The sequence below is a fragment of the Bradyrhizobium sp. FW305-F6 genome (genome assembly GCF_058782905.1).
In genome coordinates this window covers 788,009-814,016 of record NZ_JBYSYD010000001.1, presented here as the reverse complement: position 1 = coordinate 814,016, position 26,008 = coordinate 788,009, and the positions used below count along the sequence as shown (strand labels likewise).

30 protein-coding genes are annotated in these 26,008 nt (G+C 65.9%); 15 read left to right on the top strand and 15 right to left on the bottom strand.

From position 1 onward, the window contains the following. The first annotated feature begins 27 nt into the window (after positions 1-27). Complete coding sequence (locus AC3WLX_RS04015) at positions 28-246, top strand: hypothetical protein (RefSeq protein ID WP_291629433.1); 219 nt, start codon at positions 28-30, stop codon at positions 244-246. 154 nt (positions 247-400) lie between these two features. On the opposite strand, the gene alr is transcribed toward AC3WLX_RS04015, so the two are convergent. From alr to AC3WLX_RS04000, 3 genes are all read right to left on the bottom strand, one after another. Continuing rightward, positions 401-1,645, bottom strand: coding sequence for an alanine racemase (gene alr, locus AC3WLX_RS04010; RefSeq protein WP_492334776.1), 1,245 nt, complete (start codon positions 1,643-1,645; stop codon positions 401-403). Positions 1,646-1,699: 54 nt separating this feature from the next. Continuing rightward, positions 1,700-3,205: a replicative DNA helicase gene (locus tag AC3WLX_RS04005; RefSeq protein WP_492334775.1), complete on the bottom strand. Its 1,506-nt coding sequence runs from the start codon at positions 3,203-3,205 to the stop codon at positions 1,700-1,702. Between the two features lie 861 nt (positions 3,206-4,066). Beyond that, complete coding sequence (locus AC3WLX_RS04000; RefSeq protein ID WP_492334774.1) at positions 4,067-4,234, bottom strand: hypothetical protein; 168 nt, start codon at positions 4,232-4,234, stop codon at positions 4,067-4,069. An 82-nt stretch (positions 4,235-4,316) separates the two neighbouring features. Between AC3WLX_RS04000 and AC3WLX_RS03995 the strand changes: the two genes are divergently transcribed. The 3 genes from AC3WLX_RS03995 to AC3WLX_RS03985 all read left to right on the top strand — a co-directional run bounded on the left by AC3WLX_RS03995 (position 4,317) and on the right by AC3WLX_RS03985 (position 6,358). Continuing rightward, positions 4,317-5,186 carry a hypothetical protein gene (locus AC3WLX_RS03995; protein ID WP_492334773.1) on the top strand — a complete coding sequence of 290 codons (870 nt, stop codon included), beginning with the start codon at positions 4,317-4,319 and terminating at the stop codon, positions 5,184-5,186. 96 nt (positions 5,187-5,282) lie between these two features. Beyond that, positions 5,283-5,873, top strand: a complete 591-nt coding sequence (locus AC3WLX_RS03990; protein ID WP_492334772.1) for a TetR/AcrR family transcriptional regulator — start codon at positions 5,283-5,285, stop codon at positions 5,871-5,873. Between the two features lie 17 nt (positions 5,874-5,890). Then, a complete protein-coding gene (locus AC3WLX_RS03985; RefSeq protein WP_492334771.1) occupies positions 5,891-6,358 on the top strand; it encodes a PaaI family thioesterase in 468 nt (155 codons plus the stop codon). A 113-nt stretch (positions 6,359-6,471) separates the two neighbouring features. On the opposite strand, the gene rplI is transcribed toward AC3WLX_RS03985, so the two are convergent. The 4 genes from rplI to rpsF all read right to left on the bottom strand — a co-directional run bounded on the left by rplI (position 6,472) and on the right by rpsF (position 8,974). After that, positions 6,472-7,071 carry a 50S ribosomal protein L9 gene (gene rplI, locus AC3WLX_RS03980; RefSeq protein WP_492334770.1) on the bottom strand — a complete coding sequence of 200 codons (600 nt, stop codon included), beginning with the start codon at positions 7,069-7,071 and terminating at the stop codon, positions 6,472-6,474. Between the two features lie 41 nt (positions 7,072-7,112). Beyond that, positions 7,113-8,093, bottom strand: coding sequence for a hypothetical protein (locus AC3WLX_RS03975; RefSeq protein ID WP_492334769.1), 981 nt, complete (start codon positions 8,091-8,093; stop codon positions 7,113-7,115). A 132-nt stretch (positions 8,094-8,225) separates the two neighbouring features. Then, on the bottom strand, positions 8,226-8,465 hold the full coding sequence (gene rpsR / locus AC3WLX_RS03970; RefSeq protein WP_007592020.1) for a 30S ribosomal protein S18: 240 nt from the start codon (positions 8,463-8,465) through the stop codon (positions 8,226-8,228). A 5-nt stretch (positions 8,466-8,470) separates the two neighbouring features. Next, on the bottom strand, positions 8,471-8,974 hold the full coding sequence (rpsF, locus tag AC3WLX_RS03965) for a 30S ribosomal protein S6 (protein WP_492334768.1): 504 nt from the start codon (positions 8,972-8,974) through the stop codon (positions 8,471-8,473). A 336-nt stretch (positions 8,975-9,310) separates the two neighbouring features. Here rpsF and AC3WLX_RS03960 point away from each other — a divergent pair, with 336 nt between their 5' ends. The 9 genes from AC3WLX_RS03960 to gmk all read left to right on the top strand — a co-directional run bounded on the left by AC3WLX_RS03960 (position 9,311) and on the right by gmk (position 17,916). Continuing rightward, positions 9,311-10,009, top strand: a complete 699-nt coding sequence (locus AC3WLX_RS03960; RefSeq protein WP_492334767.1) for a TetR/AcrR family transcriptional regulator C-terminal domain-containing protein — start codon at positions 9,311-9,313, stop codon at positions 10,007-10,009. 3 nt (positions 10,010-10,012) lie between these two features. Then, a complete protein-coding gene (locus AC3WLX_RS03955) occupies positions 10,013-11,038 on the top strand; it encodes a fatty acid desaturase family protein (RefSeq protein WP_492334766.1) in 1,026 nt (341 codons plus the stop codon). 169 nt (positions 11,039-11,207) lie between these two features. Beyond that, complete coding sequence (gene fabD, locus AC3WLX_RS03950; protein WP_492334765.1) at positions 11,208-12,167, top strand: ACP S-malonyltransferase; 960 nt, start codon at positions 11,208-11,210, stop codon at positions 12,165-12,167. An 11-nt stretch (positions 12,168-12,178) separates the two neighbouring features. Next, positions 12,179-12,916, top strand: coding sequence for a 3-oxoacyl-[acyl-carrier-protein] reductase (fabG, locus tag AC3WLX_RS03945; RefSeq protein WP_291628049.1), 738 nt, complete (start codon positions 12,179-12,181; stop codon positions 12,914-12,916). Positions 12,917-13,228: 312 nt separating this feature from the next. Next, the gene (locus AC3WLX_RS03940) at positions 13,229-13,468 is read left to right on the top strand and encodes an acyl carrier protein (RefSeq protein WP_008551805.1); all 240 of its coding nucleotides are present in this window, start codon (positions 13,229-13,231) and stop codon (positions 13,466-13,468) included. A gap of 108 nt (positions 13,469-13,576) precedes the next feature. Next, positions 13,577-14,842: a beta-ketoacyl-ACP synthase II gene (gene fabF / locus AC3WLX_RS03935; protein WP_492334764.1), complete on the top strand. Its 1,266-nt coding sequence runs from the start codon at positions 13,577-13,579 to the stop codon at positions 14,840-14,842. A 123-nt stretch (positions 14,843-14,965) separates the two neighbouring features. Further along, positions 14,966-16,249, top strand: coding sequence for an endolytic transglycosylase MltG (gene mltG / locus AC3WLX_RS03930; RefSeq protein WP_492334763.1), 1,284 nt, complete (start codon positions 14,966-14,968; stop codon positions 16,247-16,249). Positions 16,250-16,365: 116 nt separating this feature from the next. Then, on the top strand, positions 16,366-17,253 hold the full coding sequence (locus tag AC3WLX_RS03925; protein ID WP_492334762.1) for a YicC/YloC family endoribonuclease: 888 nt from the start codon (positions 16,366-16,368) through the stop codon (positions 17,251-17,253). A gap of 3 nt (positions 17,254-17,256) precedes the next feature. Beyond that, the gene (gmk, locus tag AC3WLX_RS03920; protein ID WP_492334761.1) at positions 17,257-17,916 is read left to right on the top strand and encodes a guanylate kinase; all 660 of its coding nucleotides are present in this window, start codon (positions 17,257-17,259) and stop codon (positions 17,914-17,916) included. On the opposite strand, the gene AC3WLX_RS03915 is transcribed toward gmk, so the two are convergent. The 4 genes from AC3WLX_RS03915 to AC3WLX_RS03900 all read right to left on the bottom strand — a co-directional run bounded on the left by AC3WLX_RS03915 (position 17,849) and on the right by AC3WLX_RS03900 (position 21,979). After that, on the bottom strand, positions 17,849-19,156 hold the full coding sequence (locus AC3WLX_RS03915; protein ID WP_492334760.1) for a hypothetical protein: 1,308 nt from the start codon (positions 19,154-19,156) through the stop codon (positions 17,849-17,851). The two genes, gmk and AC3WLX_RS03915, sit on opposite strands and share 68 nt — an antisense overlap. Before the next feature lie 121 nt (positions 19,157-19,277). Continuing rightward, positions 19,278-19,775: a hypothetical protein gene (locus AC3WLX_RS03910; RefSeq protein WP_492334759.1), complete on the bottom strand. Its 498-nt coding sequence runs from the start codon at positions 19,773-19,775 to the stop codon at positions 19,278-19,280. 27 nt (positions 19,776-19,802) lie between these two features. Beyond that, positions 19,803-21,149: a caspase family protein gene (locus AC3WLX_RS03905; RefSeq protein WP_492334758.1), complete on the bottom strand. Its 1,347-nt coding sequence runs from the start codon at positions 21,147-21,149 to the stop codon at positions 19,803-19,805. Between the two features lie 149 nt (positions 21,150-21,298). Continuing rightward, positions 21,299-21,979 (bottom strand): hypothetical protein, encoded by a 681-nt coding sequence (locus AC3WLX_RS03900; RefSeq protein ID WP_492334757.1) that lies wholly within the window; start codon positions 21,977-21,979, stop codon positions 21,299-21,301. 304 nt (positions 21,980-22,283) lie between these two features. On the opposite strand from AC3WLX_RS03900, the gene AC3WLX_RS03895 reads away from it, so the two are divergent. Next, on the top strand, positions 22,284-22,898 hold the full coding sequence (locus tag AC3WLX_RS03895; RefSeq protein WP_492334756.1) for a cupin: 615 nt from the start codon (positions 22,284-22,286) through the stop codon (positions 22,896-22,898). Positions 22,899-22,926: 28 nt separating this feature from the next. Here the strand turns inward: AC3WLX_RS03895 and AC3WLX_RS03890 are convergent, their stop codons facing one another. Together AC3WLX_RS03890 and AC3WLX_RS03885 are read right to left on the bottom strand one after the other, a co-directional pair. After that, positions 22,927-23,628 carry a Crp/Fnr family transcriptional regulator gene (locus AC3WLX_RS03890; protein WP_492334755.1) on the bottom strand — a complete coding sequence of 234 codons (702 nt, stop codon included), beginning with the start codon at positions 23,626-23,628 and terminating at the stop codon, positions 22,927-22,929. Between the two features lie 17 nt (positions 23,629-23,645). After that, positions 23,646-23,879: a hypothetical protein gene (locus AC3WLX_RS03885; RefSeq protein ID WP_492334754.1), complete on the bottom strand. Its 234-nt coding sequence runs from the start codon at positions 23,877-23,879 to the stop codon at positions 23,646-23,648. A 156-nt stretch (positions 23,880-24,035) separates the two neighbouring features. Here AC3WLX_RS03885 and AC3WLX_RS03880 point away from each other — a divergent pair, with 156 nt between their 5' ends. Then, on the top strand, positions 24,036-24,773 hold the full coding sequence (locus AC3WLX_RS03880) for a Crp/Fnr family transcriptional regulator (protein ID WP_492334753.1): 738 nt from the start codon (positions 24,036-24,038) through the stop codon (positions 24,771-24,773). Between the two features lie 4 nt (positions 24,774-24,777). On the opposite strand, the gene AC3WLX_RS03875 is transcribed toward AC3WLX_RS03880, so the two are convergent. Further along, positions 24,778-25,497, bottom strand: a complete 720-nt coding sequence (locus tag AC3WLX_RS03875; protein WP_492334752.1) for a Crp/Fnr family transcriptional regulator — start codon at positions 25,495-25,497, stop codon at positions 24,778-24,780. A 228-nt stretch (positions 25,498-25,725) separates the two neighbouring features. After that, positions 25,726-25,962 (bottom strand): hypothetical protein, encoded by a 237-nt coding sequence (locus tag AC3WLX_RS03870; RefSeq protein ID WP_291631667.1) that lies wholly within the window; start codon positions 25,960-25,962, stop codon positions 25,726-25,728. Positions 25,963-26,008 lie beyond the last annotated feature (46 nt).

The following is a 26,008-nucleotide window of genomic DNA, read 5'->3' as shown; positions in this document are numbered from 1 at the left end:
CTCCTGCCGTCCGTCACCGGAGATACAATGTCCAAGTCCAGCTTTGTTGCCATCGCGCTCGCCCTCGCGTTCTCCGGAGGCGCATCGGCACAATCGTCCGATCAGCGCGGCGCGTGCAAGGCGGACTACGACAAGTTCTGCGCCGGCCTCGCGCCGGGCGGCGGCATCGTCGCATGTCTCAACGCCAAACGCGACCAGCTCAGCGCGACCTGCAAGGCGGCACTCGACAGCCGGAAGAAGAAGTAATCCTCGTGTCCCGGACAAGCCACAGCGCGCAAGCGGTGCGGCGCAGAGCCGGGACCCAGACGGGCGACACGGTACACCGTTGAGAGATGGGCCCCGGCTCTGCAGCGCATCGCTGATGGAGCGCCGCGCTGCGTCCGGGGCACGAGAGCGCCACTTAGCCCGGCGGCGGGGCTGCTGGCTGCCCGGCGTTCGACGCCGGCTCCGGCTTTGCCAGCGGCTCCTCCACATTGCCGCCCTTGTAAACGCGGGCGTAGCGGCGGCCGAGGCTGGTCAGCACCTCGTAGCCGATCGTGCCGAAATGATGTGCGAGCTCGTCCACGGTGATGCCTTCGCCGAGCAAGGTCACCATGTGGCCGCGCCGTGCCGCGTTCGGCGGCAGGTCGGTGATGTCGACCGCGATCAGATCCATGGAGATCCGGCCTGCGACAGGGCAGCGCTTGCCGGCCACGATGATCTCGGCACCGCGCGTGCCGTCATTGGAGCTGGCGGCGCGGAAATAACCGTCGGCATAGCCGACGGCGATGATGGCGAGCTTGGTCGGCCGCCGTGCGCTCCAGGTGCCGCCATAGCCGACGGTCTCCCCACGATCGATGCTGCGGATCTGCACGATGCGCGCCTTGAGGTCGACCACCTGCTGCATCGGATTGTCGGCTTCCGGCGTCGGGTTGACGCCGTAGAGGGCCGCGCCCGGCCGCACCAGGTCGAACTGGAAGGGCGCCCCCAGGAAGATGCCGGAGGAGTTGGCGAGCGCGGCCGGCACGCCCGAGAACTCGCTGGCAATGCTGCGGAAGGCCGCGAGCTGCCGCGCATTGATCGGGCTATTGAGCTGCTCGGCCGCGACCAGATGGCTCATCACCAGCGTGATGCCGTGATCGCCGGCATTGATACGGGGGATGATGGCCTGCGCTTCCGACAGCGTCAGTCCGAGCCGGTTCATGCCGGTGTCGATGTGGATTGCGGCGCCGCCGTTCCAGCCGGTGCGGCGGCAGAACACGTCCCATTCGGCTAGTTCGTTGAGATCTCCGATCACCGGCCGGCAGTTGATCTTGGCGTAGTGCTCGCCGGTGTTTTGGAAATAGCCGCCGAGCACGTAGATGGTGGGCTCGGGAACGGCGGCGCGCACCTTGCGGGCTTCCTCGATGGTGGCAACGAAGAAGGTCTTGCAGCCGGCCTTGCTCAGGGCGCGCGACACCTGCTCAGCGCCGCAGCCATAGGCGTCCGCCTTGATTACCGCGGAGCATTCGGCCGGCACCGCCGTCTTCTCGAGCTTGCGCCAATTGACGATGATCGCGTCGAGATCGACGGTCAGCACGCCGCCGAAGGCGGCGAGCGCGGCAGCCTGGTTGGCCTCCGCGGAGAGAGGACCGGGCGAGGTGATTGTCTTCGGGGCGGACGCCATTGTCATGGCGCCGTTTTACGCAAGAGCCCGGCGCCGTTCAACCCGTGGAACAATCTAGTAGTCGCTGCGATCCGGCAGCTGTCCGTCATGCGCGAGGTCGCCGAAGCGCGTGACCGAGGCGTCGAAGTGCAGCTCGACCGTGCCGGTCGGACCATGACGCTGCTTGCCGATGATGACTTCGGCGCGGCCGACGGTGCGCTCCATGTCGGCCTGCCATTTGGCGTGCTCCTCGGTGCCGGGACGCGGCTCCTTCATGGCGAGGTAATATTCCTCGCGGAACACGAACAGCACGACGTCGGCGTCCTGCTCGATCGAGCCGGATTCACGCAAGTCCGAGAGCTGCGGCCGCTTGTCGTCGCGCGATTCCACCTGGCGCGAGAGCTGCGACAGCGCGATCACGGGAACGTTGAGCTCCTTGGCCAGCGCCTTCAGGCTGGTGGTGATTTCCGTGATCTCCTGCACGCGGCTGTCGCTGGCGCGCTTGCCGGAGCCTGACAGCAGCTGGATGTAGTCGATCACCAGAAGGTCGAGGCCCTTCTGGCGCTTGAGCCGGCGCGCGCGCGCCATCAGCTGCGCGATCGAGAGGCCGCCGGTGGCGTCGACGTAGAACGGAAGCGACTGCAGCTCGATCGAGACCTGGCGGATCTTCTCGAAATCGGCTTCCGTGATGCCGCCGCGGCGGATGTGGGAGGAGGGGATGCCGGTGCGCTCGGCCACGATACGCGTGGCGAGCTGGTCGGCCGACATTTCGCAGGAGAAGAAACCGATCACGCCGCCATTGGCGGCCTTCATGGTTCCGTCGGCCTGGAGCTCCGGCACATAGGCCTGCGCGACGTTGTAGGCAATGTTGGTCGCCAGCGACGTCTTGCCCATGCCGGGACGTCCGGCGACGATGATGAGGTCGGAGGCCTGCAGGCCGCCCATCTTGGTGTCGAGGTCGCGGAGGCCCGTCGAGATGCCCGACAGCTTGCCGTCGCGCTGGAACGCCTTGGCCGCGAGATCGACCGCGACGGTGAGCGCCTGCGAGAATTTCTGGAAGCCGCCGTCATAGCGGCCGGACTCGGCGAGTTCGTAAAGCTTGCGCTCGGCGTCCTCGATCTGCGCCCGCGGCTGGAAATCGACCGGCGCGTCATAGGCGACGTTGACCATGTCCTCGCCGATGCCGATCAGGTCGCGGCGCAACGACAGATCGTAGATGGTGCGGCCATAGTCCTGGGCGTTGATGATCGTGGTGGCTTCGGCCGCGAGCCGCGCCAGATATTGTCCGATGGTCATGCCCCCGACGTCGGTATCGGCGGGCAGGAATGTCTTCAGCGTGACCGGCGTTGCGATCTTGCCCATCCGGATCAGGCTGCCGGCGGTTTCGAAGATGGTCTGATGCAGCGGCTCGAAGAAGTGCTTCGCCTCCAGGAAGTCGGAGATTCTGTAGAAGGCGTCGTTGTTGACCAAGATCGCGCCCAGAAGGCTCTGTTCCGCTTCGATGTTATGCGGCGCGCTCCGATACGCGGGAGTTCCGGCATCGGGCGCGAGTTTGAGAACGTTCGAATCAGTCAGGGCCATGGTCGGACGTGCTTAGCAATTTTCTTGGGCAGATGCGGGGCCGGGATAAAGCGCCGCCGCCGGCCAAAGCGGAAGCGAAAGCTGTCTGCTATCAACCGTTCAGATAAAGTCGTGGATGATTAGCGGTCACAGCGTGCGCCGCGCTTGACGGATTTTCGCGGAACTCTCGCTTCCGGGAGACGACCGCAGGCGCGCTAGGGAAAAATCCTGAAATCCATGAACCCTGTCGGCGGGCGCGCAGACCCATTGAGAGGCGCGCGAAATGACGCACGCCGGACGCGTTCGGCTCGGCTTCAGACCAGCAGGAGATAGACCAGCGCAACCAGGGCCGCCCCAACGCCGGTAACGATCAGGGCGTAATCGGTGCGGAGGTCGTCCTGCACGTCGAATGAGGTTTGGGTCTCTTTGCTCATGGCGACGGTCTAAGCCAGGCCCGACCAGACTTATGTGAAGCAGATCACATCTCCCCGGATTCTTTCGGGGGTATTGCCGGAACTGGGGGGCGGGCCCGGGATTATCTCTTTTCCGCCGACAAGAAAACGAGGCGACCAATGCGGCCAGAACGGCAGCAGCAGGATTGGCGAAGTGAGGCAGGCAGCCGGCGTTGGCTGTCGGGGCTGATAGCGGCCATGAAGCAAGCGGAACGGCCTGAGGTGCGTCGCCAGCCGGTCGCACCCGAGATCTTGCTGGAGTTGCGTGCCCAACTGGCGTTGTCGACCGCTTTTCCGGCCTCCCGGATCTCGACCCTGCGTCACTAAGACCTGTTCACCCGCCAGCTTGAGCCTGGGTCTGGTCGCGCCTCCGCGGCCGCGGCCGGCCGTGCTCCCGCGCGATGTAGTCGCGGGTCATCGGCACGATGCCCTACCGGTGGGTGAGCTGGATCCGGAAGTTCACCATGGCTTGCTTGCGGAACGCCATCGCGCAGGCAGCCAGATCCAGTGAGCCGGTTTTGGCCGCGCTATTGTGCTGTATTTTAAGCCGATATTCGAAAAAGCGCTTGTTCACATCCGCGCGCGTGGAGCCTTCCATTCGCAGCTCAATCGGTTAAAAGGTGACCGCCGCCGCGCCGATGCCGGCTGCATGGGCGCAAATTTCAACGGAGATGATTTGAATGTCGAGCCGAGCGCTCAGCCTCGCGACGGTGTTGCTTCTGATCGGATTCGGTACGGCCGATTCCGTTCTCGCGCAGGCGACCAACCTCGAGGCCGGCAAGACGCCCTCCCAGCTTTTCAACCAGACCTGCAATGTCTGCCACAAGAGCCCGCGCGGACTTCTAAAATCCGTGGCGCCGGGTTCGCTGCCGGGATTCCTGCGCCAGCACTACACCACAAGCTCGGACATGGCAGGCGTCCTTGCGACCTATCTGATCTCCAACGGCGCCACCGACACGCGTTACCAAGCCAAGGACGGCAAGAAGGACGCGGGCAGCAATCCCGAGCATCAGGGCCGCCGCCCGCGCGCGCAGGATGCGGCCAGGCCTGAGGGCGAGGCTGCTGCTCCCGCTGCGGAAGGCGCTCGCCAGAGGCGCGCCACGCGGCCCGCCGAGGAAGGCGCGAAGCCGGAGGGCCAGGCCGCGCCCGAGGGACGCAAGGGCAAGCGCCGCGTCCAGCCCGGCACTGAGGACGCCCCGAAGGTCGATTCAGCCGCGCCTGCGAGCGCAGACAAGAAGAGCGAACCGAAGACCGAGCCCGACAGCGGCAAGGCATCCGCCGAGCCCAAGCCGGAGAGCAGCTCCCGCAGCAGCAGCGATACACCGGCGCCACGTCCCGATCCGGTCCCGCAGGTGACGCCTGCGGCTCCAGCCGCCGCCAAGCCCGCCGAGCCGGTCGCGCCCAAGCCGGTCGAAGAGGCTTCTCCGAAACCTGCCGCCAGCTCCGAGCCGGCTCCAGCACCCAAGCCGCAGGAGCAGGCGCCGCCCGCGGCCGCCGCAGCTCCGCCGCCCGCGCCCTCCGGGTCTCCTGCCCCGCCGATCTCGCGCTAAGTAACCAACACGATCGAAGGCCGCGTCCATCGCGGCTTCCGTATCGTATTGAGTGGCGTGGAGCGTTACTCTAGAGTAGTACTCCAGGAGGGCGCGGTGGCAACCAGCGTGCGGGACGATCTTTTGGCGGCCGGGCTGGTGGTCTTCGACCGCGTCGGCTTCGAGGCGGCGACGGTCGCCGCGATCCGCACCCGGGCGCGCGCCTCCAATGGCAGCTTCTTTCACGTCTTCGGCTCGAAGAAAGAGCTCGCCGGCGCGCTGTTCCTGGAGGTCTTGCGGCACTATCACGCCGCGATGCTGGCCGCGCTCGATCCGCTGCCCGGCGCCGAGCAGGGCATCGATCGCCTGATCCGGGCGCATCTCGATTGGGTCGCGACCTGCCGGCGCGAGGCGCGCTACCTCTTCGAAATCTCGCGGAGCGAATGGGGCGAGGATCTGCGCGATGCCCAACGCGCACAGAATGCGCGCCTTGCCGAAGGCATCGAGCGCTGGCGCGCGCCGCTGGTCGCGAACGGCGAGCTTCTGCCGATGACGCCGGTGATGTTCATCAGCCAACTGATTGGCCCGGCGCAGATCTTCTGCCGCGCCTTCCTGTCGGGGCGCGACCGCACCGATCCGCGCGTTGAGGCGGACACGCTGATCGCCTGCGCCAATCGGGCACTGAGGCCGTGCGAGCGGATCAACTAGCAATAGGGAGAGACTGCATGGCCAGCGAAGCTGATCCGGAATTCGCGCCGATTGCGGAGCGCATCCACAGCAATGTCGGCCGGCAGGGTTTCATGAACCTGGTCGGCGCCGAGCTCTCGGAATTGTCGCGTGGCACCTGCACCATCGCTGTGGAGCGCCGGCCGGAGCTGTTGCAGCAGCACGGTTTCTTTCATGGCGGCGTGACCGCCTTCCTCGTCGACAACGCCACGACGATCGCGGCCGCCACGTCGCGCGGTCAGTCTGCGCTGACGGCGGAGTACAAGCTCAATCTGTTGTCGCCTGCGGTCGGCGAGAAGCTGATCTGCCGTGCCCGCGTGATCAAGCCCGGCCGCCAGGTCGCGGTGGTCGCGGCCGATGTGTTCTGTCTCAGCGATGGGATCGAGAAGCACACCGCGACCGCGCTGGCTTCGATTGCGATGCTCAGCGAGGACGTCGCGGCCAAAACGAAAAGCCCGGCCGCCTGAGGCAGCCGGGCTTCGTTATTTCTTTGTCGTTGCCGGGCCTGACCCGGCAATCCATCAAGATGTTTCTTTGACGATGGATGCGCGGGTCAAGCCTGCGCATGACGAGTTGTGTCTTACTTCTCTTCCGCGGCCGGCGCTGGTGCTTCGTCGTCGAGCTGGGCGTCCGGATCGAAGAACTCGCCGGCGGCGGCGATCGCCTCGGCGGCCGCGTCGCGGTCCTCGTTGCGGGTCGAGATATCCTCGCCGCGGTTGATGCGCTCGGCCTCGTCCTGGCTGCGCGCGACCGTCACGGTGATCTCGACCTCGACCTCGGGGTGCACGGCGACGGTGATCGTGTGCTTGCCGATGGTCTTGATCGGCGCATCGAGCTGGATCTGCGGGCGAGCCAGCGAAACGCCATCGGCTTCGAACGCGATGACGATGTCACGCACGTTGACCGAGCCGAACAGCTGGCCGGCTTCCGACGCCTGGCGGATCACGATGATGTTCTTGCCTTCGATCTTCTCGGCGACCTTGGACGCCTCGGCCTTCGAGGCGAGGTTGCGGGCTTCGAGCTCGGCCTTCATGCCGTCATACTTGGACCGGTTGTCGGCGGTGGCGCGCAGCGCCTTGCCGCGCTTGAGCAGGAAGTTGCGGGCATAGCCGTCGCGAACCTTCACGACTTCGCCCATCTGGCCGAGCTTGTTGACGCGTTCGAGCAAAATGACTTCCATATTCGTTCTCCTTTTGAAGGGTTCTGTAGGTTTCGGTTGACTTAAGAGGTTGGCAGGGGGGGCGGCTGCCGGTTGCGCAGGAAGCGCTCGCGGAAGCCGAACACGGAATCCGCAAGGCCGAGGATCACCATCGCGATCACCGGCCATCCGAACACGACGACGACGGCATAGGCCGAGCTGAGCCAGAACGTGCGGCCCTTCAGCGCGAGCGTCAGCGTATGCAGCACGGCGAAGCCGGTCAGCGCGTACGCCATCAGCAGCGCGGCTGTTGCGATCTGCGCGACGATGGCGATGAGGCCGCCGGTGAAGCAGAAGGCGAGGGCGATGCAGAGCGCCACCAGCGTCATCGGCGGCAGCTCGGCGGTCTTGAGGTCCGGCCAAGGGCGGCGCAGCCGGCCCGACGTCGCCGTCACCTTGCCGCTGAGCCAGAGGTTGAGCGTGAGCGTCATCATCGCGACGATGGTGGCGGCGGCCGGCGCGATGCGCGCCAGCGCGTCGACGAACTGGCCGGCTTCGCCCGAGGTTTGCGGGTCGGTGGTGCGCAGCAGGCGCATCAAGCCGCGCCGCAAGGTGCCGATGATGGTTTCGGCGTCGGTGCCGAGGGTGAGCAGGGCGGCCATCGTGGTCAGCGTGGCGAAGCCCGCGATCCAGAGCAGGATGCGGCCGACCGGGTACCATTCGATTTCCGGGGCTGTCGCTGGCTCGGCCGCGGAGATGTTCGGTGCGACGCTCCCAACTTGGCGGCCCAGAAGCGAGAGATGGCCGAGCCACCAGGCGGGCAGCGCGACGGTGACGGCGAAGGCGATGCAGTAGGGCAGGCCGAACAGCGCGCCGAGGCCGATCGCCGCGGCAATGCCGCCGAGGCTCGCGCAAAGCGGCCCCCAGCCGATCGCGGCAACCATCAGCGGCAGCGGTGCGAGATAGAACAGGAGCAGCGAGATCAGCGCGCCCGAGATGATCGAGGCGAACATCAAGGCCGACGCAGCGCCGGCGACCAGGGCTATCAGTGCATAAGCCATCATCAGCTGTCCCGCTCCCTTCGAGCGGTTAGAGGCATCTCGCCCCAACCATCGGCGACCGGACGACCCGGAAGCCTTATGAGTTCGAAAAAGTTGCGACCGGCGGCCGAACCGCCGCCGGTCGAATTGGTCGTATCAGCGAATGACGTAGGGCAGCAGGCCCAGGAAGCGCGCGCGCTTGATGGCGCGGGCGAGCTCACGCTGCTTCTTCGCGGACACCGCGGTGATGCGGCTCGGCACGATCTTGCCGCGCTCGGAAACGTAACGCATCAGGAGCTTGGAGTCCTTGTAGTCGATCTTCGGCGCGTTGGCGCCCGTGAACGGACAGCTCTTGCGGCGACGGAAGAACGGGCGGCGTGCACCAGCTTCAGCCATTGGTCTTACTCCCCGTCCGTCGTTGTGGTTTCAGCTTCGTCGCGTGGACGACGCGGACCGCGGTCACCGCGGAAGCCACCACCGTCACGATCGCCGCCGCGGAAACCGCCCTCGCGGTCGCCACGGAAACCGCCTTCGCGCTCGCCGCGGAAGCCACCGCCGCGGTCGTCACGTTCGCGGTCGCGGTCGGCCTTGCGCATCATCGCGGACGGGCCTTCCTCGAGCTCCTCGACGCGCACGCTGAGATAGCGGATCACGTCTTCGCTGATGCGCTCCTGGCGCTCGATCTCGGCGATCGCCGCGGAGGGCGCGTCGATGTTGAGCAGCACGAAGTGCGCCTTGCGGTTCTTGTTCATGCGATAGGTGAGGGACCGCACGCCCCAATTCTCGGTCTTGGTGATCTTGCCGCCGAGACCCTCGACGATCCCGGTCATCTGCGCAGTCAGCTCTTCGACCTGCTGCGGGCTCGCGTCCTGACGCGCGAGAAAAACATGCTCGTAAAGAGGCATGGTCGTCCTTTCCTCATGTTGGCGCATCGCCCGGCGTCAAACCCTTAAGAGGCCTTCGGAAAGGACTCTGGGATCAAGCTCAGAAGGCGGAAACACGGGACGACGGGCCGACTGGCCCTGCCACACCAAAATCACGAAGGATTTGCTGAGACCGTCCGTTCAGCTCCCGGCCGGGGTCTGCGGATGCGCGCCTTATACGGATTTTGGCCGGCTTTGCAAGGTTGGCGGCCGCGTTTCCGCCAGGGAGCCAGCAGGCGAGTCCGGGACGGGCCCAAATCCGACTCGCTTGATTTATTTGTTTGTATGCCATACAAAGAAACTAACGGGAGGAGCGCAATGGCGGACAATTCTGCCCCAGCAACGTTCGAAGCAGGCGCCGGCGACCCCAAGCATGCCGCGCGCGCCACGCGTTCGGCCGGCCGCAAGATGCGTTCGCTGCTCCTGGATGCGGCAAGCCCGCTGTTCCGGGAGCGCGGGCTGTCAGGCACTTCCATCACCGATATCGCAGCCGCCGCGAACGCCTTCCCCAGCCAGATCACCTATTACTTCCGCACCAAGGAGGCGCTGTTCGTCGAATGCGCCTGCCGCGATCTCCTGTATCTGGCGCGCGCCACCGAGCAGGCGGCGCTGAAGGCGCGCACGCCGCGGGAATACACCTGCGCACTGGCCGAGACCGTGACGGCAAGCGATTCGGTCGCCTTCTTCGCGGAAGCGCTGACATTGACGCGGCGTCGCCAGGATCTCGCGCCCTTGGTCGAGCGCACCATCGAGCGCCTGCACGGTGAGGGGGCGCGCGCTTATGCCGGCCAGGTCGAACGGCATGGCTGGCGTTCCTTGCGTGCGCCCGACGAAAGCTCGCGGCGGTTCTGGGCGGTCGCCATCGGCGTGATCCTCGAAGGCTACGCCATGGGCCGTTCCCCGGAGGAACTCTGCGCCGAGATGCTGCGCGTGCTCGGCGAGCAGGCGAAATCCGCCGGTGAGACCACACGCCTGCGGCTCGTCGACGACGCATCAGATTTGAATGAAGAGGGCTAGGCCATGACCGCGCTTCGCATGCGTGCCCGCGATTTCCTGACTGATGATCAGCTCGCCGACGTGCGCCGGCGCGTGACCTGGAAAGGCGCCGCGCTGATCGCGCACGCCTGGGCATTGATCATCGGTGCCATCGCGCTGGTGGCGTGGTGGCCCAATCCGGTCACCTATATTCTCGCGGTCGCCATCATCGGCTCGCGCCAGCTCGGCCTTGCGATCCTGATGCATGACGGCGCCCATGGTTGCCTGTCCGCCGACGAGAAAACCAATCTGGCGCTGAGCCAATGGTTCTGCGCCTATCCGCTGTTCGCGGAGACGCGCAGCTACCGGCGCTACCACCTGCAGCATCATGCGCGCACGCAGCAGGAGGACGATCCCGATCTCGTGCTGTCGGCGCCGTTTCCGATCACCAGGCTGAGCTATCGCCGCAAGTTCGTCCGCGACATCACGGGACAGACCGGCTACCAGCAGCGCAAGGCGCAACTGCTCAACGCGCTCGGCCCGAAGGACTGGCCGTGGCGGCAGCGTGCGGCGCATTTCTGGGAGAAGCTCGGCCCGCAATGTGTCGTCAACGCGATCATGTTTGCGGCGTGCGCGGCGGCTGGCGTGTGGTGGGCCTATCCGCTGCTCTGGCTGGTGCCGCTATTGACCTGGATGATGGTCATCACCCGCATCCGCAACATCGCCGAGCACGCCGTGGTGCCCGACAGCAGCGATCCCCTGCGCAACACCCGCACCACGCAGGCCAATTTCCTGGAGCGGCTGTTCATCGCGCCGTACTACGTGAACTACCACCTCGAGCATCACCTGCTGTTCTACGTGCCATGCTATAATCTGCCGAAGGTGCATCGGCTGCTCAGTGCCAGCCGGCATGCCGGCCGCATGGAAGTGCAGCCGGGTTACGCGGCGGTGTTGCGGCTGGCGACTGCGCGGCCGGATCGGGACGACCGGCCGGGTCAACTCGTGAGCAGTGCGCGCCGCGCACAGGCCGGAGTGGACGTCGATGCCAACCAGACCGCCGGCGGGTTTTGAGGGGTATTTCCCGTTGAATGGTGGCCCAAGCACCGCCTCGGCTTGACAGTCCGGCCCCGGACGGTGTCTACGGCCCCCTTTGGAGCATGATCCGGAACCATGGCCCAAAGCCGTGCGTAATCGGCTGCCGGTTCTCGCGAGGGATCATGCCTGGCAACAGGGAGCGCCGATGACGGCTGCATTCACATTTCCGGGGCAGGGTTCCCAGGCGGTCGGTATGGGCAAGGCCCTGGCCGACGCCTTTCCGGTGGCGCGCGCCGTGTTCGACGAGGTGGACGCCGCGCTTTCGGAGAAGCTGACCGCGACGATTTGGGATGGTCCGGCCGAAACCCTCCAGCTCACCGAGAACGCCCAGCCGGCGCTCATGGCCGTGTCCATGGCGACCTTGCGCGTGCTCGAGGCCGAGGCCGGTTTTTCCGTGGCACGAGACGCTGCCTTCGTGGCCGGCCACTCCCTTGGCGAATATTCGGCGCTGGCCGCGGCCGGCAGCCTGACGGTTTCGGATACCGCGCGCCTGCTTCGCACCCGCGGTCTGGCCATGCAAAAGGCCGTCCCCGTCGGCGCCGGCGCGATGGCCGCGCTGCTCGGTCTCGACTACGAGGCCGCCATGGAGGTGGCCCATGAGGCGGCGCAGGGGCAGGTTTGCCAGGCCGCCAACGACAATGGCGGCGGGCAGGTTGTCGTCTCCGGCGACAAGGGCGCGGTCGATCGCGCCGTCGAGATCGCCAAGACCAAGGGCGCCAAGCGCGCCATGCTGCTGCCCGTGTCCGCCCCGTTCCATTGCAAGCTGATGCAGCCGGCCGCGGATGCCATGGCGGAGGCGCTGTCGAAGGTCACGATCAAGGCGCCCGCCGCGCCGCTGGTGTCGAACGTGCTGGCGAGCGCCATCACCGATCCCGACGAGATCCGCCGCCGCCTGGTCGAGCAGGTCACCGGCACGGTGCGCTGGCGCGAGTCGGTCGCCTATATGGCCGGGCAGGGCGTCACCCGCTTCTTCGAGATCGGCGCCGGCAAGGTGCTGACCGGCCTCGTCAAGCGCATTGCGGACGGCGCCGTCGGCATTGCGGTCGGTGGCCCCAATGATATTGCCGCCGCCAAGGATGCATTGGCCGCCGCGAAGCAGGCTTGAAGGAGTCATCAATGTTCGATCTGACTGGCAAAAAGGCGCTCGTCACCGGCGCGACCGGCGGCATCGGCGGCGCGATCGCGCAGGCGCTGCACGCGCAGGGCGCGACCGTTGCGGTCTCAGGGACGCGCAAGGAGGTGCTGGACGAGCTTGCCGGCAAGCTCGGCGAGCGCGCCTTCGTGCTGCCCTGCAATCTTTCCAAGGCCGATGAGGTCGAGGCGCTGGTGCCTGCTGCGGAAGCGGCGATGGGCCAGGTCGACATTCTCATCGCCAATGCCGGCATCACGCGCGACAATCTGTTCGTGCAACTCCGTGACGAGGATTGGGACGAGGTCATCAACGTCAATCTGACCGCGACCTTCCGCCTGGCGCGCGCCGCGACCAAACTGATGATGCGCAAGCGCTTCGGCCGCATCATCGCCATCACTTCGGTGGTCGGTGTCACCGGCAATCCGGGGCAGGGCAATTATACTGCATCGAAGGCGGGCCTGATCGGCATGATCAAGACGCTCGGCGCCGAATACGCCAAGCGCGGCGTGACTGCGAACTGCATCGCGCCCGGCTTCATCAAGACGCCGATGACCGATGCGCTCAATGACAAGCAGCGCGAAACGATTCTCAGCAAGGTTCCGGCGGCCCGCCTCGGGACTCCCGAGGACATCGCGGCGGCCGCCGTCTATCTGAGCTCGAACGAAGCGGCCTACGTCACCGGGCAGACCATCCACGTTAATGGCGGCATGGCCATGATCTGACGCCTCCTTACGCGCTGCCCTCGAGGCAGCGGCGCGGGATGCGGCAAACGGCCGTTTTCGGAGCGAAATGAGGCTTGTAGTCAAGGCAATTGAAGTATGATAACCGGACCTTCAACGGATGGGCAAAGAACGCCATTGCAGGTTTTTGAAACCCTGTATATTGGCGATGCGGAGCCTTGGCCGTCGTTCGCCGGGCCCCTGCATCGGTTAGGATGGGGCCAAATCAGTTCGTAAGCGAAGGCACTAAACGACCACGACGGCTCGTATCGTCCCGGGGGGTCGGGTCTACAGGGAACAACACGAGGTTAAGCAATGAGTGACATTGGCGAGCGGGTTAAGAAGATCGTGGTCGAACACCTTGGTGTTGAACCCGAGAAGGTGGTTGACAACGCGAGCTTCATCGACGACCTCGGCGCCGACAGTCTGGACACCGTCGAGCTGGTGATGGCGTTCGAAGAGGAATTCGGTTGCGAGATTCCGGACGACGCCGCGGAAACGATTCTCACCGTCGGCGACGCCACGAAGTTTCTCGAGAAGAACGCGAAGAGCTAAGGCTCTTCAATTTCGCGGGGACAACATTGAAACCGGACGGGCCGTTTCGCAGCGGTCAGCCGGTTTCTTGTTATTGGCCGTGAATCTTGCGATGCGGAGTTTTCGGATATGAGGCGGGTCGTCGTCACGGGTCTCGGCATGGTTTCGCCACTCGGCTGTGGCGTCGAGCCGACCTGGAAGCGCATCCTCAACGGCGAAAGCGGTGCTCGCCTAATCGAGAGCTTCGACGTCTCCGATCTCCAGACGAAATACGCCTGCACCGTCGTGCGCGGCGACGGCAGCAACGACACATTCAACCCCGACAAATGGATGGAGCCGAAGGACCAGCGCAAGGTCGACGACTTCATCATCTTCGGCATGGCCGCGGCCGGCCAGGCGCTCGACGACGCCAATTGGCATCCCGCGACCGAAGAGGACAAATGCGCGACCGGCACCATGATCGGGTCCGGCATCGGCGGCCTCAACGGCATCGCCGACACGGCCATCCTCCTGAAGGAGCGCGGGCCGCGCCGGGTGTCGCCCTTCTTCATTCCCGGCCGCCTGATCAATCTCGCCTCCGGCTACGTCTCGATCGCGCACGGACTGAAGGGGCCGAACCATTCGGTGGTCACGGCGTGCTCGACCGGCGCGCACGCGGTCGGCGATGCCGCCCGCCTGATCGCGCTCGGCGACGCCGACGTGATGGTCGCGGGCGGCGCCGAGTCGCCGATCAGCCGCATCGGCATTGCCGGCTTCAACGCTGCGCGCGCGCTCTCGACCGGCTTCAACGACACGCCCGAGAAGGCCTCGCGTCCCTACGACAAGGACCGCGATGGCTTCGTGATGGGCGAGGGCGCCGGCGTCCTGGTGTTGGAAGAGCTAGAGCACGCCAGGCGCCGCGGCGCCAGGATCTATGCCGAGGTGATCGGCTACGGCCTCTCGGGCGACGCCTACCACATCACCTCGCCGTCGCCGGACGGCGACGGCGGCTTCCGCAGCATGTCGGCGGCGCTCAAGCGTGCCGGCCTGACGCCATCCGATCTCGACTACATCAACGCGCACGGCACCTCCACGCCGCTCGGCGACGAGATCGAGCTTGGCGCGGTCGAGCGCCTGCTCGGCAACGCCGCCTCCAAGGTCGCGATGTCCTCGACCAAGTCGTCGACCGGCCATCTCCTGGGGGCTGCCGGTGCGATCGAAGCGATCTTCGCGATTTTGGCGATTCGCGATAACGTCGTGCCGCCGACCATCAATCTCGACAATCCGTCGATCGAGACTGCGATCGATCTCGTGCCGCACAAGGCAAAGCAGCGCGAGGTGAACGTCGCATTGTCGAACTCTTTCGGTTTTGGCGGTACCAATGCGTCGGTGATCGTCCGGCGCCTGGCCGATTAGTTTGCGTTCGAGACGAATCCACCGTTTTGCCGTATTCGGCGATAGTCATGGGCGTGGGCGTGCATTTTGGCAGGCAAGCGATTGTCGGGCCGCGATTGAACCGGCAGGATTCAGGTTGTCTCGATGAGTGAAAGGCCGCCCATTTCACCCCGGAGTCCGCGGGCAGCGCTCGAGCCGGAGCAACTGCCGCCGCCGCCCAAGCGGTCGGACCGCGCGCGCAATCCGCTCGTCATCGTCGGCAACGCCATCATCACCCTGCTGCTGATCAGCATGATCGGCGCCGGCGGCGTCTATTATTACGGCCGGCAGGTGCTCGAGGCGCCCGGACCGCTGAGGGAAGACAAGATCGTCAACATCCCGCAGCGCGCGGGCAAGCGCGACATCGCCGAGACGCTGAACCGGGAAGGCGTGACCGACGTCAATCCCTGGGTGTTCATCGCCAGCGTCGCCGCGCTGAAGGCGAGCTCGGACCTCAAGCCGGGTGAATATTCCTTCCAGAAGAACGCGTCCTTGCGCGACGTCATCGCCACCATCGTCGAGGGCAAGGTGGTGCAGCACGCCGTCACGATACCGGAAGGCCTGACCTCCGAGCAGATCGTGGCGCGGCTGTCCGACAACGACATCTTCACCGGCAGCGTGCGCGAGCTGCCGCGCGAAGGCACGCTGTTGCCGGAGACTTACAAGTTCCCGCGCGGCACCCCGCGCGAGCAGGTGGTCCAGCGCATGCAGCAGGCGCACAAGCGCGTGCTGACGGAGATCTGGGAGCGCCGCAATCCGGATATTCCGGTCAAGTCGCCGGAGCAACTGGTGACGCTGGCGTCCATCGTCGAGAAGGAAACCGGCAAGCCCGATGAGCGCAGCCGCGTCGCCGCAGTGTTCGTCAACCGCCTGAAGCAGAGGATCAAGCTGCAGTCCGATCCGACCATCATCTACGGCCTCGTCGGCGGCAAGGGCACGCTGGGCCGGCCGATCAAGCGCAGCGAGATCACGCAGCCTTCGCCCTACAACACCTATGTCATCGACGGGCTGCCGCCGGGCCCGATCTCGAATCCCGGCCGTGCTTCGCTCGAGGCCGCCGCCAACCCGGCTCGCACCCGCGACCTCTATTTCGTCGCCGACGGTACCGGCGGGCACGCCTTCACCGAGACCTACGACGCGCATCAGAGAAACGTCGCCAAGCTGCGGGCGATGGAGAAGCAGATCCAGAACGACACGGTCGAGCCGCCGGCCGAGGACGCGCCGCCGCCGGCCGCCGCCGCTCCCGGCGCTGCCGAGACCCCGACGGCGACGACGCCGACACGGCCTAATCAGCAGAAGAGGCAACCGTCGCGGCCCGCCAATCCGTCCAATCCCGCGCCCGCCCGGCAGGGCGCGGTGCAGTCCTCGCCCCCGGTGGTCCCGCGCTAGGCGCGTTCGCAGACCTGCCCGCGGGCATTGCGGATTCCACTTTCCGGCAAAATAGTCTTAAGATTCGCGTGGCTTGATGGCCTCGCGAATCCCCTGTTCCTGGAGAATCTGAACTGATGGCGCTGTCGTCCATGACCGGCTTTGCGAGAAGCCACGGCGCGAGCGGGCCGTATACGTTCGAATGGGAATTGAAGTCGGTCAACGCCAAAGGCTTTGACCTGCGCGTGCGGCTGCCGCAGGGGTTCGACGAACTCGAGGCGCACGCCAAAAAGCGCGCCGGCGAGCTGCTCGCGCGCGGAACCGTCTACGCCAATCTCAACGTCAAGCGCAGCAATGCCGCCGCCACGGTCCGCGTCAACGAGGACGTGCTCAACGCAGTCCTGAAGGCTGCTGCAGTGATCTCCGGAAAGATCGACGCGGTCGCGCCGAGCGTTGACGGCCTGCTCGCCATCAAGGGCGTCGTCGAGGTCGCCGAACCCGAGGGGGACGAGGAGGAGGACAAGGCCGCGCGGGCCGCCGCCGCGGAGGCCTTCGACCGGGCGCTCGCCGATCTCGTCGAGATGCGCAAGCGCGAGGGCGCCTCGCTCGGGCAGATCCTGACCCAGCGCGTCGACGAGATCGAGCAGCTTGCGAAGAAGGCCGAAGCTGCGCCGGGGCGCAAGCCGGAGGCGATCAAGGCCAGGCTCGCCGAGCAGATCGCGACCCTGCTCGACACGTCCGACCGCTTCGATTCCGACCGGCTGATGCAGGAGGCGATCCTGATCGCGACCAGGGCCGATATCCGCGAGGAGCTCGACCGCATCGCCTCGCACATCGCGCAGGCGCGCGAGCTGATCGGCAAGGGCGGCCCGATCGGCCGCAAGCTCGACTTCCTGGCGCAGGAGTTTCACCGCGAGGTCAACACCTGCTGCTCGAAGTCGAACGACATCGAGCTCACCAACACGGGCCTCGCCATGAAGAACGTGGTCGAGCAGTTCCGCGAGCAGGTCCAGAATCTGGAGTGATCGATGGCGACGAGCGGTCACGGAACTGACGGTGTCGAGCGGCGAGGGTTGATGTTCGTGCTGTCCTCGCCATCAGGTGCGGGCAAGACGACGCTGTCGCGCATGCTGATCGACAGCATGCCGGGCTTGAAAATGTCGGTGTCTGCGACCACGCGCGCGATGCGGCCGGGCGAGGTCAACGGCAAGGACTACACGTTCGTCGACAAGGCCACGTTCGATGCCATGGTCAAGGCCGAGGAACTGCTGGAATGGGCGACGGTGTTCGACAACAGCTACGGCACGCCGCGCGGTCCCGTCGATGCGGCGTTGTCGGCCGGCCAGGATGTGCTGTTCGACATCGACTGGCAGGGAACCCAGCAATTGAAGCAGAAGGCGCGCGCCGACGTCGTCAGCGTCTTCATCCTGCCGCCTTCGGCGGCCGACCTCGAGAAGCGCCTGCATTCGCGTGCGCAGGATTCCGACGAGGTGATCCGCAAGCGCATGAGCCGTGCCAGCGACGAGATGAGCCACTGGGCCGAGTACGACTACATCGTGATCAACCACGAGGTCGACGAAGCCTTCGCCGAGGTGCAGTCGATCCTCAAGGCCGAACGGCTCAAGCGCGAGCGGCGGATCGGCCTCGTCGGCTTCGTTCGGAGTTTGCAGGCTCAGCTTCAGGCTTAGGCCGCGTCAGGCGCGGGCCTTCCATCGCCAGCTGTTCCAGCATCGTCGTGATGACGTCGACGTCGACCGCATCGGCCGGCGCATCTGGGCGATCTCCGGCATCAGCTCGTCGCTTGATGGCTCGATCCTTGGTAGCTTGATCCTTGGTAGCTTGATCCTTGGCGTTCTCGTGGCCGGCGAGCTCGGCGGCCGCAGCCACGATCTCGAATGCGCCTTCAAACATCCTGACCGCGTCCTCGTCGAGCGTGGTCTTCTCCGGCTCTGCGGCCGCACGCGATTTGCGCGCGTCGATCAGATGGATCTCGCGGCTGATCGCGGCGAGTTTCGTCAGCTGCTTTGCCGGCTGCGGACGCGCCGCATCGAAGTCGATCGGGCGCGGCGGCGGCCTGTCGGACGGCTCCATGTCGCGCCAGGGCGCGCGGCTTGCATCCTCTTGATGGGTCTCCCAATCATCCCAATAGCCCTGACGGTCGGCCGCCTGCACGCGGACGCGCGCGCCGGCGAAGCGATAGATCAGGCTGGCGAGGATGCCGGCGAGCGTCAGCGCGCCGCCGATCACGAGCAGCAGCATCTGGAGCGAGCCGCCGGGCTTGTCGGTCGGGATGTTCTCTGCCGCAGCGAGCGCCACGGGCGAGGGGGATTTTGACGGCTTGGCCGGCTGCGCGGCTGCGGTCACCGCGGCAGGCGCCGGCTGAGCGGACGCCGGGGGGACTTCCGGCCAGGGCGAAGAGGACTGAGGCGAAGCGGGCTGCTGTGTGAGGCTCTCGGCTGCCTGGTCCGCGGCGGGTTGCGACGTTGGCGCGGCTGCGGCTTGTGCGACGGCGCTGGGTGCCTTGGCGGCGGCACCGCCCCGCGGCCCCAGATATTCGGCGCGCGCGTCCTGCACCGGGTTTTGCTGTTGCGGCGGCGACGTCTCTGCCGCCGGCATGTCATTCTCGACCTGCGCGGTTTGCGTGGCCTTTGGACTGTTCTTGTCGCCCGCAGCGCGCAGATACCAGCATTGCCGCTTCGTCGCGCGATCGAGACGATAGTACCAATGCTGTCCCTGCGGGGCGACGCCCTTCGGCGAAGCGAGGCAGTCGGCAGCCGCATTGGCCGCGCTCGTTGCGGCCGGTGCATTCGTGGGGGCCGGCGCGGTCTGCGACACCGCGGGCAGTGGCGCGCCCGCAATGACGCCGGCGACGAGGGTCGAAACGAATTTTGCGGCGCGGTTGCCCATCCTGGTCTCCCGGTTACGCATGACGCAACTCTAACCAGCCCCTTCTCGTCAAAGACTTGGGTGGCAATGAGCCGCAAATCCGGAGAGGATGTGGCTTGAATCGGGCCTGCGTCGCGCGTTCTAGATATTGCGCGGTGACCGGCTATTGTTTCACCGAGCTCCAGGTTCCGCCGCAGCCGTCGGAGCGACGCCATGTCCCGGAGCCGCTTCGGCCCGAGAGTCGGCCCGCGCCGGTGAAGCTCACGCCCTGGCCTTCTCCGCGCGTGCTGACCGCGCCGCTGGGGCTGACGGTTCCGCTCACGCCTTCGCCGATGACTCGCCCCGAGGTGACCACGACTGCGCCGCTGGTCGAGCCGCCACAGCCAACGCTGGTGACGATCCAGGCGCCGTCGAAGCCACCGCCACCGCCGCTTCCACCGCCGCCGGTTCGCCGCGGCGACGAGCGCTCCTCGGCCGGCTTGCTCCGGCGCGCAGGAGCAGCCGGTTCGGCCGAACGGTCCGACCGCGAGCCCGACAGTGACTTCTCGTCATTGCCGATCGAGCCGCCGGCGCTGCCGGACTGTGCGAAGGCGTTTGAGGCGGCCACGGAAAGGGTCAGGAGGCAGACGAAGGCGGTCGCACGGGTGACGGCACGGGACATGAGCAACGATCCAAATGAAAAAGGACATCAACGCCCGGAGCCGTCGGCGCAGACGGATCCGATAATCCGGCAAGCTTTGCCAGCCTTGCCGCATTCGTCAAGCGCAGCGTCCTTGGCGCGCTGTACGCTGTCGCGCTGGACCAGCGACCACGACTTGTCGGAGATGGCGAAGGCGCCGCAGCTTCGACCGTAGAAAGAGAGCTCGATCGGACATTTGGCGCCGCCGCAATTGCCGCGCGCGTCCGCCACGGATGCGCGCCGCGAGGCGTGGTTCCACGACATGCCCCATTTGCTGCTGTCGGGCCCGTAGACGATCGAGCCCCAGGGCTTCAGATCGTCCATCTTGCGCATCCGCAGCAGCAGGCCTTCGGTCGCTTCACCGGTTGGCGTCATCGCGATCCGCTGCTGGAGCTTCGTGATGGAGCGCGTCAGGCCGTCGGGCGTGTCGGGATCGAAATTGAGCTCATAGAGCCGCTCGCTCAGTTCGCTGAGCAGCGCGGCATCGCGCAAGGGGACGCGGTCGGGATCGGCGCGCAGGCGCTCCGCAGGCAGCGGATCGGGCTGCATCGCCGAGACCTGTGGCGGAGCGGCCTGCGTCGGCGGAACGAAATAGAACGTGCCGTCGATCGGCGAGGACGACACCCAGGGCTGCTGCGCGCCCGCGGTGGCGCGCTTCACGGCGAGGCCGACCTGGTTGAAGGTCTGGAATACGTCGAGCCCGGCGGTGCGGATCGTCGTCGCAAGCGCCTTGGTATAGGGGCTGTGGCCGTCGGTGCCGTCCTGCGCGACATTGCCGGGCTGGGTCGCGTAGGAGATCAGCGTGCCCTCCGGCGCGCGCATCTGGGCGAGACCGCCATCGGCGGCGCGCAGCCCACGTGAGCCGAACGGGTTGTTGCGGCAGGCATCGAGGATGACGAGGTTGAGGCGCGTGCCGGAGCCCTGCATCTGGCGCAGCACGAGATTGACGTCGGTCATCTGGAAATCGACATCGGCCTCGCGAGTCGGGTTGGCGCCGACAGGCACGAGGTAGTTGGAGCCCGAGACCTGCACGCCATGGCCGGCATAGTAGAACAGCGCGACGTCGGCACCCTGGACCTGCCGCCCGAAATTCTGCACCGCGACGTCCATCGCGCCCTTGTCGAGATCGAGCTGCGCACGTCCCCCGACCAGCGTGAAGCCGAGTGCGGTAAGCGTCTGCGCCATCAGGCTCGCGTCCTTGGACGGATTGTCGAGCGGGGTGATGTTCTTGTAGGCGGAGTTGCCGACCACGAGCGCGACGCGCTTCTCGGCCGATGCATGAACCGTCATGGCCGCGAGCGTGGCTGCGATCAGGCCCGCCAGCCGCACGACGCGATTGAAAACCCTCGCGCGCATGAAATGCCCCAAAATAATGGCGGCAGTCTAGCAGCTGTGTGCGGGCGGGAAAAGCGTTGCGACGCGGCGTCTGTGGGCGCGGCAGCATGGCGTCGCCTTCACGGATCGCAGCCCGTGCCGCCGCGCAAGTCATCAAATGGCTACGGTGATCAGACGGCTGCGAAAGCCGTCGACCAGCCGGTCAGGACCTGCGACCTCCGCAACCTCAGGAGAAGACCTCCACAAGCGAGCAGGATGCCCAGCAGACCGCCCCCCACTGTCGGGCCGGGCACAGCCGATACGATGCCCGGAGCACCGGTCAAGGTCGCAGCATCCGGGGATAGGCTGCCCCGGCAAACGCTGAACGGATCGTCGCCGGGGGCGCAGCCCACAAACTGGTAATGTCCAGTTGCGCCCGGCTGAGTGATGAAGATTTTTTGGGAGAGGCTCGGTGTGCTCACCGTGATCGCGTTCTGGCCCGGCATGCCTTCCCGCCACGTCACCAGGGTGTTGCCGGTCGCTATTGGAAATGTGCCGACTTGATCAACGAAGAAAGTGCCTGAGGTAAAGCCAAGAAATTCGTATTGTCCCGAAAAAAAGGTGATGAACTGGTCTGCAGGCCCGCTGTCGAAGGAAAGGTGGAGCGCGAACTGAGACGAAGTGTTCTGGCCGGGCCCACACACGCCAAGCGGATCGCAAACAAAGCGGACGCTTTCGGCGCGCCCCGAGATATCCAGTTGAATGATGCTCGCTGAGGCGCCTTCGACTCCGAGGAGGCAAAAAAGCGACGCTCCGAGCAGAAGTCTCCAAGTTTGATATGCATGACTGAGCCAATTCGGAAAGACACTCATCGAAGCTCTCCCTCAGGACTACTGCCCGCTGCGAAAGCGCCTTGGGGTTTTGATCCGGATCGGATCGCACGCGTTTGGCCGCTCTCGCCTCCACCGATGTCAGCGGAGCCTCTCTTGCATTTTCCCCTGCCGCGACGAGCGCCGGCGGTCCAAGCAATGAAAACCCCGGGAGCGCTCCCGGTCGTTGAGGAAGATCAAGTTGAGTGATTTTTCAGAAGTCGCTGTCCACTCGCTTCGGCAGGCATCTCGAGCATCTGGAAACCTATCGCCTCTGCTGTCGTTATCTCGCGGCTGAGGAGGGGCCATGCCGGTCAAGGATCAGATCAAGAATTTCGCCAAGAAGCTTATCGAGGACCGTCCCGATGCGGCGACGCTGCGGGCATTGGTGCGAACGCGAAAACCGGCAGCCTTCCGATTTCGCGACGACGGCATCGTGCTGAACAATCCGAAATTCCCGGCGCTGCTCTATCGCGGCGCGGTCCAGTTGAAGGGCCGGCGCTTTCCGCCAGAGGTCGTCATCGACGCGCTGTTCGACAGCAATGGCTGGGCCCGCTCGTGGCGCGATACCGTGTACGACTTCGTGCATTATCATTCGCAAATCCACGAAGTGATGGGCGTGGCACGCGGTTCGACCCGGATCGAGTGTGGCGGCGTCAAGGGGCGGGTTCTGAGCTTAAGGGCCGGTGATGTCCTGGTCCTTCCCGCGGGCACCGGGCATCGGCTCATCGAGTCCAGCCGGGATTTTCTCGTGGTCGGCGCGTATCCGCAAGGCGGGACCTATGACGAGTGCACCGACACGCGCGAGCGTCCCGACGCCGCCAAGCGCATCGCCAAGGTCCGCAAACCGGACACGGACCCGGTCCATGGGCGCGGCGGCCCGCTGCGCGAGGCGTGGCGGAAGGAGCGGGCGGGCGCCTAGGCGAAGGCGTTGCAGCTCCTGTCAGCGGTCAGCTCAGATAGTCCGGCCTGAAATCCGCGAGCCTGTGCAGCTCGTCGGGCTTCAGCAGCTCGATCTCGCTGCCCTCCCAGGCGATCAATCCGCGATGCCTGAGCTCCTGGATGGTGCGATTGGCGTGGACAATGGATAGTCCGCAGGCGTCCGCAACGTGGCGCTGCGTCATCGGCATCTGGAAGCAGCCATCCTTGACAAGGCCGACGACCTCCAGCCTCGCGGCAAGCTCGCAGATGAGATGGGCCACTTTCGGCAGCGCCGCCTGCGCGCCGAGGCGGGCGATCCATTGCCGCGAGATCGCCGCGTCGATCAGCGACTCGCGCCAGAACGCGCGGGTCAAATGGATCGAGCCGTCGAGCAGCTGCTTGAGCTGGCTGTGCGCGACGGTGCCGACGATGGTCGGCCCGAGGCCGACGAGATCCGCATCCATGGGCGAGACCAGCAGTGTGTGCAGGCACGGCATGTCGCCCGGGACATGGAAGGCGAGGATCTGGCTACGGTCGCCGACGATGCGCGCCTGATAGAGGAAGCCGCTGACGACGAAGACGCAGCGCGAGGCGGCCTCGCCCTGGCGCAGCACGATCTCGCCGTCCGCGACCTGGCGCAGGGTGGAGGGCAGGGCCGCGACCTGCCCGCGTTCGGCCTCGGACAGGTTTTCGATCGCCTGAAGATGCGCGAGAAACTTCGGATGTGGCATGAGCGTAGCAGCGCGATTCAGGCGTCTCGCGGCACTTCGGCGCAGTGCCGCGACAACTCGGCGAGGGTCCGGTCGGACACCGGCCCGGTGTGGAACTCCCGGATGGCGCGGGCGAGCTCCTGGTCCGACATCGGATGCGCCGGCTCTCGCGGCGTGCCGTTCGGCAAGGCGTCGCTGATGCGATCAAGGTGCTTGCCTCGATCAGCTGTGAACAGATGGCAGATGCGCTCCAGCATCGTGGTGGGACTCATGAGAAGGGCGCTAGGTCCGCTTTCGGGGGAACGGGATGGATGCGACCGCAGTGTCGCAAATCGGTTAGCAACCTGTGCTTCCGTTGTGCGTTCTAGTCCGCTGAATGCAAGCCGGACGTATCATTTGATAGAACCGGTGCGATTTTTGGCAGCGGTATGGATAAGGCCCACGACGTATTGATCCGGAACCTCGGCGAGCACACGGTGCTCGCGGAGGAGGACATCACCGAAATCCGGGCGCTCACCTTCATGCAACGTGATTTCAAACCGAACGAGGACTTCATCCGTCAAGGCGATAAGCCCGAGCATTCCGCGCTCGTCGTGTCCGGCATGGTCGCCCGTTACCATCTGCTCGGCAGCGGGCGACGGCAATATCTGTCGTTCCATCTCACCGGCGACCTGCCTGACGCACAGGGGCTCTTCATCGACGAGATGGACCATGGGCTAAGTGCGCTGGGACCCGCCACCGTCGCTTTCATCGCGCATCGCGAACTGTTCAACGCCTTTCGGCGACGGCCGACCTTCGGCCTCGCCGTCTGGCGCGAGACGTTGCTCGACGCCTCGATCTTTCGCGAAGCCATCACCAACAACAGCGCCCGGCCGATGCAGGCGCGCATGGCCCACCTGTTCTGTGAGCTGTTCTACCGTGCCCGCGCGGCGCAGCTGGTGCGCGGCAATCGCTGCCGCATGCCGATCAGCCTCGGTCAGCTCGGCGAGACGCTGGGCATGGCGATTGCGACCGTGAACCGGACGCTCGCCGAGCTCAGACGGAGCGGAGCGATGGATCTTCGCGATGGCGAACTGATCGTGCAAAAATGGCGCGAACTGCAGCGCCTCGGCGATTTCAGCCCGGCCTATCTGCACCAGAGGCGCCAGCCGCCCGTGCATGCGTAAAGTCCTAGCCGTCGACGGTTGCGGCGCCGCCCGGCACGTCCTCAAAATGCTTCTTCATCCAGGCGTTGCAGGAGCAGGCTCTCGCTTCCAGCGCCTGCGCATCGAGGATCAGGATGGCGCCGCGCCGGGTCGCGAGGATGCGCATCGCCTTGAACATCTGGATGACACGGCTGGCATAGCTGCGGGAGACGCCGAGCATGCCGGCGAGCTGCTCGTGGGTCAGGGGAATCTCGCTGCCGCCGATCCGTTCCCGCGCCGAGATGATCCACTTGGCGGCGCGCTGCTCGATCGAATGCGCTGCGTTGCAGGCTGCCGCCTGGAGCAGCTGCGCGAGCTGGTATTCCACATGGCGCGAAAAGGCTTCCTGTAGGGTCACCGACCTTTGCACAGCCTGCTCGAGCGCGCGCAGCGGCAGCCGGGCGATGCTGCCGCCGAGCTTCACGACGATGCGCGAATAGGCCAGCAGCGGGGGCCGGCCCGCAGGCACACCGACGGCGGCGTCGCGGCCGACCAGGAGGCTATCCACCTCGCGATCGTCGTCGACCGGAACCGCGTAAGCCACCAGAGTGGGGCCGCAGGGGAAATGGAGGGCCGAGATGATATCCCCGGCGTGATGCAGAATCTGGTTTGCGCTGACGTCGACCAACTGCAGATGCGGCGCCAGCAGCTCGAAGTCCTGGACGCTGAGCTTTTGCAGCAGCTCGTTGTTCGGCCGTCCGGTCACGCTTGTTGTCTTCGTCTCTGTGCTGGCCGGGGAATCGGCGACGCCCAGAACCCTACGTTTCCGCGACGGAACCGACCGTCCGAAAGTGAACACAAGCAGTCGGGGAGGCTCGAAAAAGCAACTGAATGGCGGCCGGGCGTTGCCGATGAGCCACGGCGTGAACTTCGTTCTCCCCCGGAGAACGACGGGAGACGCGGCAGGCTCCGGCGAGTTGCGCCGCCCCGGCCGTCACCCGAAGCGCGCTTCGCAATCCGCTGGCGAGCGGCTCTGCGCGGCGTGCACGCGGTAGGCGTCGATGGCTCTGTTGGCGAGCATCAGGTGCCGGCGCTCGCCGGTTCGCAGCTGCGCTTCGATGGAGTCGAGCAGGAAGTTCGCGGTCGCGTCCGGCGGACCGAGCTCGCCGCTCTTCTCGAGGCAGCTCCAGGCGATGAAGAATGCGCTTTCGACGGTGCAACGAATGGACATGCGCTGCCAACGCGGCGGAGCCGAAGGCGTTCCGCGCGGCGGGCCC